Origin of the sequence: Caballeronia sp. LZ034LL (assembly GCF_031451215.1) — a bacterium.
Taxonomy (GTDB): Bacteria; Pseudomonadota; Gammaproteobacteria; order Burkholderiales; family Burkholderiaceae; genus Caballeronia.
Genome location: NZ_JARUXR010000001.1, coordinates 1,046,393 through 1,058,781, shown reverse-complemented (window position 1 = coordinate 1,058,781; position 12,389 = coordinate 1,046,393). Strand labels below are relative to the sequence as shown.

The window sequence follows — 12,389 nt, the reverse complement described above, 5'->3', positions numbered from 1 at the left end:
ACAACGTCATGCGCGACAAGACGTCCCTCGCGTCCTGGCTCGGCCAGCAAACGTTTGGCATCGCAGCCGCCGGGCTCGATGCCGAGCATCTCCCGTTTCCCTCTTCCTCACCTGTCGCGGGCACCGCGCACCGGAGGACCTGATCGTGGAACGCAACCCTTCCAATCCGACGTCAAACGGTTCGCCGTCGCGCAAGCGTACGGTCCGCATCGTGGCGCTCAGCGCGGCGCTGGTCGCCGTGCCCGTCGCGGTCCAGTATCTGCATCCGTACTATGCGCAGGCTCAGGCTCAGGTGCCGGCGCAGGTGCCGGCTCAAGTGCCTCCGCAGCCTGTCGCGGCAACCCCGATGCAGAAGCTCTCCAGCCAGCAGCTCGACGCATTGACCGCGCCGATCGCGCTGTATCCCGATGCCCTGCTTGCCCAGGTGCTGATGGCGTCGACCTATCCCGCGCAAGTCACCGATGCGGATGCATGGTCCAAGGCCAACACGAACGTAAAGGGCGACGACGCCGTCCGCGCCGTGCAGTCCCAGCCGTGGGATCCGAGCGTGCAATCGCTCGTGGCGTTCCCGCAGGCGCTCGCGACCCTGGCGTCCAAGATCGACTGGACCGCGCAGCTCGGCAATGCCTTCATCGCGCAACCCAGCGATGTCATGGACTCCGTGCAGCGTCTGCGGCGCGCAGCGCAAGGCGCGGGCAACCTGAAGAGCAACGAGCAGCAGACCGTCGTGGTGCAGCAGGCGCCGAGCACCACCGGCACCACCAGCACCGTCAGCACGACCCGGATCGAAATCGTGCCGGCCAATCCGCAGGTGGTCTACGTGCCCACCTATAACCCGACGGTCGTCTACGGCGCGTGGCCCTATCCGGCCTATCCGCCGGTCTACGTGCCGCCCCCGCCCGGCTACGCCATCGCGACCGGCTTCGTGTCGGGCCTGGCCTTCGGCGCGGGCATCGCGGTCGCCAATTCGCTGTGGGGCAACTGCGACTGGAATCACGGCGACGTCAACGTCAACGTGAACCGCTACAACAACATCAACGTGAACAACCGCATCAACGCGAACAGCAACAATGTGCGCTGGAATCGCAACGACCCGCAGTTCAACCGCAACAACCTCGGCAGCCGGCAGAACAATTTCAACAACGCCAATCTCGGCGCGAATGCCGGCCAGTTCCGCGGCCGCGAGGACGCACGCGCGCAGGCTGCGCAGACGCTGCAGCAACGCACCGGCCAGAACCTCAATCAGACGGCCAGCCAGCGCGCGCAGAGCATCCGCCAGGGCGGCGGTCAGAATGCGCTCAACCGCAGCGACCTCCAGCAGCGCGCGCAGAGCGTCAACCGCGACAATGCACTGCGCGGCGCCGGCGACGGCAACGCCGCGCGGCAGGACATGCAGCGCGGACAGGCAAGCCGGCAGTCGTACGCAAACCGGACGCAAAGCCGGCCCGGCGCGAACGGCGGCGGCGTGCAGCGCCAAGGCGGCGGTCTCGGCAGCGGCGGTGGCGGCGTGCAGCGTCAGGGCGGCGGTCTCGGCAGCGGCGGTGGCGGCATCCAGCACGAAGGCGGCGGACTGGGCGGCGGTGGTGGCGGAATACAGCATCCGGGCGGCTTCGGCGGCGGCGGATTCCATGGCGGCGGAGGCTTCCATCGCCGTTGATGAACCTACCCATGCCTACGCGCCGCGCACGCGGCGAACGACCGCTCAAGGAGCCTGAGATGACCCCTATCCACACTTTCGCCTTACCGAAAAAAGCCTTGCTTGGCGCGGTGCTCGCCGCGTCGTTCGCCTCGTTCGCGTTCAGCGCGACCATGGCGCACGCTCAAGCCGCATCGCAGGCTGTCTATCCGAGCACCGAGGCCGCGGCCCAGGCGCTGACGGACGCCATCGCCAGCAACGACGAACGCGCGCTCTCGATAGTCCTCGGCAAAGACCACGCGCACTACGTTCCCACCGACAGCATCGGCGAACAGGACAACTATGCGTATCTCGGCGCCTGGGCGCAGCAGCATCGCATCGTCGATGACCCGCAGCCGCTCGACGGCCGCCCTGCCGCGCACATCGAGGTCGGCACTAGCGGCTGGACGCTGCCGATTCCGCTCGTGAAGGTGGCGAGCGGCTGGCGCTTCGACATGCCCGCCGCGCGGGACGAAGTGCTTACGCGGCGTATCGGCCGCAACGAGCGTTCGGCGATGCAGGTCGCGCTCGCCTATGTCGCCGCACAGAAGGAGTTCCACGACAAGCAGGGGCGCTACGCCGACCGCTTCGTCAGCACGCCGGGCAAGCATGACGGCCTCTACTGGGAAACGGCGGCGGGCGAACCGGAAAGCCCGCTCGGCCCGCTGGCCGCGGAGATGCCGAACAAGCCGAGCGCGGCGGATGGCTATTACGGCTATCACTACCGCATCCTGTCGGCCCAAGGCGGCGGTGTCGGACTGATCGCGACTCCCGCCCGTTACGGCCAGACGGGGGTGATGAGTTTTCTCGTGAAGCAGGACGGACAGCTTTTCGAGAAGGACCTCGGAGCGAAATCGGCCGAGCTGGCCTCGAAGGTTTCGCTTACCGCTCCTGGTGCATCCTGGCGGCCGGTCGCGCCGTAAGAAGGACGCGACCGGCGGCGCTGGCCTGAGCCGCGAAAGCGGGCCAGGCCTCGCCGAAAGCGCCGCGATCCGTGTCAATAATCCTTATCGATCCAAGCGCTCCGGTCCTTGACCACCTGCCATTCCTTCTTCAGGTTGAACAGCTTATAAAAGGCCGTTTCCGCGTTGACGGCCGAAGGATTGACCAGAAACAGTGAATTCGACTCGCTGAACATCACGCGGTAATAAAAACGCCCTTCCTGAATATAAAAGGGCGTACTTCCTGGCAACTGGAAGAATTCCGCCGGATTCCCGCTGGCCTCGGAATCAAGCCATTCCTGCCTGCTGATCACTCTTCCGCCCGTTGGCAGTTGTTCCCCAACAGACCAGGCTGGATCCATCTTGCCCGGCTCTACCTTACTGCCCGATTCCACCAGCTGCGGCTCCAGAATTTGAAGATTCCGCACCAGATTTCCAGGGTAAAACCGTTGGAAGCTGAAGCTTGCGGGCTTCCCTGTATCGATTTCGAGTTTCTGAAGCCGGTAGGGATTCGAGTCCGAGAGCACTCTCGAAATCAAAAACTGATCCTGCCGGCTCAATACCGGGCCCTGAAGTTTCATCAGTTGATCGATATCTTCGACCGCTACTTTTTTTAGCGCGCTGCCGCTGCCTATCCAGTCATCGATCGCCAATTCGGGCAGAATCCCATCCCCCAGGTCCGACTGCAGCACCAGGCCCGCCGGCTTGCCTTCTTGCCCTTCCTTTCCTTCTTCAACCAGGCCGGAAGGGAGCACAAATATGAACTTATGCTCCAGATTTCCGATGTCGATCATGAACACGTGATGCATCTCGGCGGGCAGGCTTTCAACCTTCTCCAAAAACTCGGTGGATGCGAATTGCTCGATCGCGTCCTTTCCAACCGGCACCACCGAAGAGAATCGTTCGATGGCCAACTTCATGAAATTATTGGCGAACACTTCGGACACAGGCTGTTTCACCCTGATCGCTTGCAGACTCACGTTTGGCTCGACACTTGCCTTGGCTTCAACGCCCGTGCGATATGAAGCAACCAGGATCTCGTCCAGCGTTCTATCGGACGCTCGCGCGTCGTAATGTTCGTCGTACAACAACAGCGAAGACACCGGATCAAGCGAGAGTTTCTCAATCAGTTCGAGCGCCGCGAAATAGCCGCCCTCGATTTCTGCTCTCCGCCCTGGTTTTGCGGGGGGCACCGTGATTTTATACGGAATATCCGAATACCACTGAGGCGCGGTCATGCGCAAGCCGTTCTTGAGGGTGGGCGTACGATCGATGCGCCCTCTTCTTCCTGCTCCATTCGCCTTGAAGAAAGTCCCAAAATCCTCAAAGACAATCAGGTCTTCGCCAAGTCGGCGTTTCGCCCCCGCCATGTAACGCTCGGCCCAATTATCTTCATAATCAAAGATGGCCTCATCTATCTTGAATCTGCCGGCGAATTGCCCTGCCGTATAATCGGCGACCATCCTGACGGGTATGGATTGGCCGTCGGGGCGCGGATATTCAAGAAGGATCACATAGTGATCCGCTCCCATGTTGAAAGGCTCATCTTTGGTCGGTTTTTGTGCCAACTGCATAAATCTGAATTTTATTCTACTGTTCGCCATTTTTTGGAGCGTATCCTTAAGCGCCAACTCTTCGGGACCTTCCAGCTTCTGGATAATTGATAAAAACCCATGCTTGTAGAGCGCGCCGAAACGCTCGGCCGCCTTATCACATTTCAACTTCGGGCGATCACGATAGCCGCGCAGTTCGAGATCCTTCTCGCCAATCAGATCCAATGCTCTTTTGACATCTCGTTCAGTCAAAGCGTCGAAGCGTCCCGACTCGAACGTGCCGAGTGGCTCTATGCTGTCTGCCACCTCGATGGTTTCTCCAGTCAGTGATTTGGTCCATACCCTTCTGTCACTCCCGGCGGGTTCAATTGCGACACTGAGTTTTACACCGCCATCGTTTCTCGCTTCTCTCTTGATCCCAGTCACCTGAAACAAGTCTCCAGGCAAACTGAACACCGGTTCAAGTTTCGGAAACTTTCTGAGACCTCCGGGAGCATCCTGTTGCAGTACATAGAGAATCTCCACCTTACCCCGCTCGGGCAGCACGCTTTGGACCGATTTTGAGAAAGCCATTAATCCGTGATTTTGCATCACGTCACCCACCTTGATGGCCGGTTCATGCCCTGCTGGAAAGGTAAATGACCGGAATACCGTACCAAAGGGAGCGCGCGCCACCGATTCCTTGCTCTTCAACACTCTTAAGACCTGTCTGATGTAGTCCTCCGTGGACACACCCTTGAAAAGCGCAAGTGTCTGCTTGGACCGGCCGCTCAGATCGACGAAATCCCCCGTGCCAACCCCATATATGAAATTGCGCGTGAGCAAGCCATTGTCATACTGAAGAGATGCCACATGGTTGATGAGCGCAGGCGGGAAAATTTCTCTGTCTGACCAGCCCGCCAAGACTCGGGAGTTGGGGAAGTCCACAAAAACGGGAAGCTGAGCCGCTCTCGAGCTGCCCGCATTTTCTTCCTCCAGCGATTTTTTTCGCTTGCCCCACCTCTCTCCGCTCGCCTTGATGTCGTCAAACTCGGCACCCGATATCTTTTCGAATCCAGATGCTCTCGCCCTGGCGTTCAATCCCGGGTTGGCGATTTCGAACAGCACAAGGTCTGCTTTGTTGTCCTCTTTCAATGCAGATACCGCATCGGCGACCAATTTCGTTTCAACGCTCTGGAGATTGAAAAGATGAAAGTCATCCGTCAAATCTGTCCTCTTCCTCGTTTGATAATAGAAAAGGAATGACGGATGTTCCCGAAGGGCCACAAATGGATGGATCACCATTGCACGTCCAACCAATACGTTCTTCGCAGCGGGCCGGGCAAATGCGCAGAATCCGAAGAGATTCTGTTTCGCGGCGTCCACTGACCCAGGACTTGAACTTCCTATTGCGTGGATCGCTTCTTCTGACGCTTTCGCTTCAACCGATTTCTGAATGGCGTCGAGGTTGGACAGGGCCATCTCTGCCAACTCGACAACCTCGTTGCCGGTATCGCCACCAAAGACTTGCGCCTGGCCTTCGATGTCCTGGTAAATTTGCCTGTAATGTTCGAGTATCCGTGATGCTTCGTTGAAATCCACCAGCAGTTTCGAGGACGGAAGACGGTCGACTTCAATATCGGGCCTGTCCGTCAAGCTGCCGTCGGCGTTGATCTCCTGTACGCGAGCCTGCTCGTTCCACGCGAGAAATGGCTTTACCTTGACAGCATATCTTTCAAGCTTCGAGTTCGGCGATTCCGACGCTCGACGCGTTTCCAGGTCCTGCGCACTCGCCCGTTCCCGCATCGGCGCTTCATCTGGATAATCGAAGACACGCTCTTTCAGCTGCAAGATCCGATAAGCCCGGGATTCAAAGTATGACTGTGGACGAACGCCGCTATTTAACACATCGCGCCATGGCAGATCCAGTTCCGCGCGACTCTGATCCAACTGCTCAAGCAGAAAACCTTTCAGCTTCGGATTGAAATATTGAATCTCGTACCGGCTGTCCGCGCGTTTCCAGTAAGCGCCATCGAAAAACTTCATCCCGGCGCGGTCTTCATTCAGGATGGCTGAGAAGCTGGCAACGGGTGCGTCCTGTTCAAACGTGAGGATGAGGTCTGCGCCGCGGCTTGCCCAGACCCTGACGCCTGAAAAGACGACCGGTTCGGCTGCAGGTTGACCGGGCACGACAAAATCAGCGCCATTCTTCAAGGTGACATGCAGCGCGACCGAGCATGACGGTGCATGCATCGTCTCCGCGGAATAAGCCAGCCGCACCACGGTGGTGACGCGCACGGCGGAAGGCTGAATGTGATCACGAAGGTCGTCGAGTCCCTTGATAAGATCCGCCGGCGCGCGCTCATGCAGGTAGTGCTCCACGATATCGTCGATATCGCCGACGCTTCTCTCGACGCGCATGTCGATTTCAGGGCTTTTCTCGATGGGTTTGACGCCGCTGTCCAGTCTCACGGGCTCGCTGAATTCGAGTGCCTGTACATCGATGGATAAAACCTGTGCGTCGGCACTCTGCAACAGTGCTTCGATCGGAGTGGAAAAGCTCTTGGCCCAATTCTGACTGTTCACCGCCGAGAGCACCGAAGTCGTGCCTTCGTTCTCTCGTCGCGCCTTCTCGAACCACGATTGCTCAGCCAGGCAGAAAGGTTCGCTGGACGTTTCATCCGCCCATCCCGCCATGAACACATCGCCATTCTGTCGGATTTGAAACAAGAGTGATCGGGTCGTGAGACTTCCCGACTTCTTCGACAACACCTGCGGCTCGACCACGACGCCATCTTCGCCAAACTTGTCTTTCATCGCGTTCGTGACAGCATCGATCAGCGCCTTCGGATGTGTCTCGAGCTTCACACCACGCAGTATGTCGACCATGTTGGACGTCTCGGCAACATGGAAAACAGAGCCCTGTTTCGCTGCAGCGACCGGCGCGGAAATGCGCTGGATGGAACGCTGATGAACCTTTGAGGTGGCCGTGCGCACGTTGACGACATCACCGGTCCTGAGCGCGGTCATACGACAGTCGATGCGGCTATCGACGTAATGACCGGATTGCGCGTCAAGCGACGAACCGGCCCTCAACAGCATCTGCTGCGAGGCCGGAGCATCGGGCACCGCGGTCATCCAGTCGAACTGCCTTCCATTCCAGCGATTTCCAAAGATCAAATTCGATTGGGATAGCCCCATCGACGCAATGAGCTGCTGGGGCGACTGCTCGCGCAGTGACGGGTTGAGCGCTGAACCCGGATACTTCGTGTTCCACGCTCCCAACATCGCGTCGGCGTATTTCAGGCTCCACGGTTCGACGTCGAAACGACTGAAATAAAAAACTTCCAGACGACGCTCGTCTTCTGAAACCGCGGTCAGGAGAAGCTGTCTCTCACCGATTTGCGCGTCGAGCACGATCGAGTCGGCCACGTCCAGTCTCGTCAAGTCGACGGTTGCATGAACGAAGCCGTCTTCTGCACGATTCAACTTCAATACGGTGGCCGTCAGCATGATGTTCGAATCATCCGGATAACTGATTGCGTCAGAGCCATCCAGAAGCTGCAGGAGCTTCCCGTCACGTTCCATGCTCCGCTCAAGCCAGGCGGGTTGACTCTCCAGCTCGGGCAGTGCGGCGTCAGTCAGGGCAACACTGAAATCCACGACGCCATTCAAGGACGCAGCCCAGGATTCGCCAAGTTCGCCCTCGTTCACATCAGGACCCTGGCCGCCTTGTAATCTGAGAACCGTTGCGCCCAGCGGCGTTATCTCATACTCATGGAGCTTCAACTTGGGCGCCTTCCATGGCATCGGCCATTCCTTGACGAACTTCACGTATCCTTTTTCTACCAGCTGCGCGGTGAGCGGCGATGCCCTGCCGCTGATGGACACGGGCTGAAAGTACCGGAACGATCTTGCTGCCTGAAATGCTCTACGCCCCAGATTCACCAGCCCATAGATTTGCAACGGAAGCGCCAAGGGCCCTAATGGGGGCATCAGCAAGCCGATGACGATGTTGCTGGACAGCTCCTGCCCGGCTTTTATCAATCCTTCAGCCAGATTCGGCACGACTTCTTCCCCAATGCGCACAGCAAGCTTACCGACCGCCTGTTCGGCAAAATAGCCCTCGAGGAGGATGTGAAACCCGGATTCCGCTGCGACGCCGAGCGCTTTTCCAGCCTGCACGGCCGGATCGGCCACAAGAAGAACAAGGTTGACGACCTCTTCAGCGATTCGCACGGCGCCGGTCTCGTAGTAACGATCTTCGCTTAATCGGACCGCAAGGTCGTAGAAGGGAATTGCACCGTTGATCGGGGTGTACCAATATTTCGCTCGCATCGACTCCTTCAGGTTTTTGACAAACGTTTTCAACCCGTCTGTGCAGAGGATATCAAGCTGTTGTACGACCTGAGCTCCCGTTTTTTCCGTGCTGATCCTGAGGTCCGCTCGATCGTTGCCCCATTGAATGTGAGAGATTTTGAAGAGCTTCTCGATGCATTCAGCCACTTCCTTGTGTTCCGGCGTAGTAACACGGAAATAATCACGAAATTTGTATTCTGTTTGTTCTATAAAAAATTTTTTGAAAAGCGCCTCGTCACATTGTGTTTCGTCCCGACTGACTACCCTCACCTCAGGAATCGTATTATCAGTCTCGATGATCATATATCTGTCGTCTGACAGCTTCGACCAATAGACGGTCCTTTTCTTTTCGAAATAGGTTCTTCGTCCGAACGCTCGCAAACCGAGAACGATAGTGACGCAGTAAGTCGTAGTGGTCGGTTCATGGATCCAGAAGGGTGAAGCATCGATGCTGTCGAGCCGCGTCACGGTCAGTGCCTTGGACGCCGCTTCAAGATACTTGTCGCGCCAGCCATTGAATTGCTCGTAGTATTTAATGCGCGCTGCCGGTCCCGATCCGACTTTTTCCTCTGTCTCGAATTCGCTGAGTTTTTTCAATCCTTCAAGTGCATGGGGACTCATCCTCCGGCGAAAATCCGAATTCTCAAATGCGCTAGCAAACTCGTCGGCCAGTTTCTTCGGCTGCATCGACATATTCAGCGCCTTCGCCCATCCGCCTCCGTCCAGCAGCGCATAGAGCATGGACTGTGCGAAACCCTGAACCTGTTTGTAGGTCTCGTCGCCTGCCAGATCAACCTGCAGGAGCACCATATCCCGGGAGACGCTCTGGAACAGCGGAGACACTTGGGGCATGGTGCGCGCAACCGCATATCTGACGCCATAGACCAGCGCTGCGTAGAGGTCATATTCGGGACTGACAGGGTGCATCTGCCGCAAGTCCACGCGCACCTTGTTCAATACCCGGAAGTACTCGAGCGTACGCTTTTCGAACGACGGAAAAATATGCAGGGCAATTTGCGCGATCTGTCTGGCGTCCGATTCCTGACGATCGGGCGACGACCTGCGACGTGCGCTTTCAGCTTCCAGGTCCGACCGGAGTGATTCAAAAATCTTCTCGATTTCGGCTATATCGATCCGCCTCGACCGCTGATTTCCATAGATTTGCTGCGCACGACCTTTGAATCGGTCGACAAGCGATGAGATAGCCGTGGACACGAGGTCGCCTGGCTTCACGATTCCATCCCACTGTGCCAGCGCTGCTTCGGGATCGGGCACGAGCAGTTCGGCCGGGATCGTCGGTTCAGGCAACAGTATGCTGAAGTACTGCTTCGATGATGGAGCTGACTCACACAAGGCCATGTAAGCTCGCCCGGCGACGAGCAGCTCCGCGATTTCGCCACGCACTTCGGACTCGTCGCGATTCAGCAACATGGCGGGGCTCAGCACGTATTCGATCGGCTTTCCAAAATGCTCCCGCGCAATGCGCACCGAATCGCCGCTGCAATCCGGATCGTCGTCATGAAGTTCCTCGGCCTTCGCCATGCCGGCATTGAACAACACCGGATCTGTATCGATGCGCAATTCGGCCGGCGTCTCAAACGCTTTCACGAAATCCGCTGGATCAATATCGCGTAAAACGTGCCATACGAATTCGCGTTTTTCCGGTGCGTCGGAGAAATCCGGCAGGATGGCGCTGACATTCAAAACCCGGGCTTGGGGAACGATGACGTCGATGTTCTGAATCTGAGCGGGTGGAGCGCCCTCGTCCCCTGCAGCGCGCTTGTCCCTTGTCTCAGGCATTTCTTCGACTTCTTCCAGTTCGATAAGAGGACCGGCTTCGATCGCTGCCATCCCGCGAAGGTCCTTGCGAATGATCTCGCCTGTTTCGTTCACAAATTGATTAAAAACGGCGCGATCTGCGAGCATGATTTCCATCTCTTGTGCTCTTTCCTGCTCGCGCTCGTGCTCCTGTTCTTTCAGTGCCAAAGCACGCTTGTTGCTTGCCGAGGTAGTGACAAAGAAGTTGATCGCCAACCCGACGAAGCCCGCCGCCGCACCCGCGGCGACCAAGCCCGCAATGATCACGGGGTAACGAAGCGGGTTTCGGCCATGGGCCAAGTCATTGAGGGGAAGCTCGATCTGGAAGCGTTCCGGCGCGGCCAGGAGCGGCACGGCAGCTGCAACCACAGCGGCCACTCCTGACGCGACGTTGCGCGGTGCTGGCGATGCCATCGGCGCGTCAGATGGATCCGGAGCCGCGGGTTCTGATGCTGCGTCGAGTTCGACTTCGACGTCCTCGTCAGGTTCTGCTTCGATTTCTACTACTTCAAAATCTTCTTCGAGCGTCGCATTGACTGCACCGCTGTTTTCATCCGCCTTTTCATCCGGCTTTTCATCGAATCCTGCATCCGCTGCTACATCGGGCCATGCACAGTCTCCCGAATCGAAATCCTCATCGATTTCAGCATCGGTTACTTCGCCGATACCTTCGAATAGTTCCTCGAGATTTGTGTCGAGTACTTTCAGTTCCTTGTGATGTTCCATCTCGCGCCGCCTGGCGTGGTTTGCGGCGCGTTCTTGTTCTTCGATTGATTGAGGAACACCAAACCTGGATTCCGGCTCGACGAATGGCGGGCACAGCTCAATGTATTCCAGGAGCTGGTTGTCCCACAGTTTTGCCAAGTGCAGCGCGTCGCACACATCGTCGACCAGCTCCTGGGGGTGATCCTGAACAGCATGAGCATTCAGGGAAGGTGGCTTGAACGCTCCATAGTCTTTCAGCCTTCTGAAACCGTTCACGACCAGGATCTCTTTGTCCACCGGCATGAAGGACTTGCGCTCCACGGTCGGCCCTGTGAAGGCGACGATCAGATGCTGCGCCATGGATATCGAATAAGGATTACGCAGCGCCAGTATCCGCCCTCGCAGCTTTCTGAAATCAGCTCGCCACTTCGAATTTGCCAGGGACGGGTGTCTTTCCAGACAACGGTACGCTAAGAACCAGCCAAGCGCGAACATCGCAGTCTGAGCCAAACCATCATTATTCGGTTCAGACGACTCAGCCATGAATCGCCGAATGAACTGCTCGGATATCGCGTTGCTCGTGAGAGTAAGTAGCGCTTCCGCACCATTGCCGATCGCCGCTTGCCTAAGAAGATGGCGCCCATGCGACAAATAACGCCAGCTCTCCAAAACTCCTCTAATGTAGATCGGCGCATTACAACCAAAATCAATTGCGGCGCCCTCGATCAGCAAGTTCTCTCCAAGCGCTCTCAGACGTTGGCCGGTCCACTCCAAGGTAAGGTCCGGCACAATGACGGCTGCGAGCGCTGGATTTTCGCGAAGCTTGACAAACACCTCCACGGTCTCCTTCCTCAAGGTCTCGCAATCCTCATGGAACTTCTCCGTTTCCTCATCGATCAGGATATTGAGGCCCCGTTCCGTCGTGACGGCAGACCACGAATCTCCGGTAAAGAGATACGTCAGCATCGCAAAATCCGTGGTAATGAAAGGCTTCAGCGGTGAACAGGAGTCGGACGGTGAAACCAATAGTGAAAGTACTCTTCGCGTAAGATTCTTCGCCATTCCTGCCGTGGTGAATAAATACGAATTCAACCAGGACGCAGGATGTGAATCGCGTTTGGTTTCGGGCTCGGTTTTGACTTCGACAACGCTACATTCTTCGACAACAGTCGATGAACGCACGGTATTTTTCGCCGGAGGTCGACCTGCGCCCATCAACGGCGTGCCTTCATCCGTATCATCTTCGTCATCAGCTTCCGAATCGACAACGTTGAGGGAAACTGTTCGAGAAACCGAATATTTCGGCTTTCTGGATGCAATGGTTTCCCCCGCAACCGACATTTTCATCATTGCGCCACT

3 protein-coding genes are annotated in these 12,389 nt (G+C 57.4%); 2 read left to right on the top strand and 1 reads right to left on the bottom strand.

Translation table 11 applies throughout. From position 1 onward, the window contains the following. Nucleotides 1-238 precede the first annotated feature (238 nt). Together QCE83_RS04810 and QCE83_RS04805 are read left to right on the top strand one after the other, a co-directional pair. Nucleotides 239-1,657 (top strand): DUF3300 domain-containing protein, encoded by a 1,419-nt coding sequence (locus QCE83_RS04810; protein ID WP_404984726.1) that lies wholly within the window; start codon nucleotides 239-241, stop codon nucleotides 1,655-1,657. A gap of 59 nt (nucleotides 1,658-1,716) precedes the next feature. After that, complete coding sequence (locus QCE83_RS04805) at nucleotides 1,717-2,598, top strand: DUF2950 family protein (protein WP_309807922.1); 882 nt, start codon at nucleotides 1,717-1,719, stop codon at nucleotides 2,596-2,598. Between the two features lie 74 nt (nucleotides 2,599-2,672). On the opposite strand, the gene QCE83_RS04800 is transcribed toward QCE83_RS04805, so the two are convergent. Then, complete coding sequence (locus QCE83_RS04800; RefSeq protein WP_309807921.1) at nucleotides 2,673-12,380, bottom strand: cycle-inhibiting factor; 9,708 nt, start codon at nucleotides 12,378-12,380, stop codon at nucleotides 2,673-2,675. Nucleotides 12,381-12,389 lie beyond the last annotated feature (9 nt).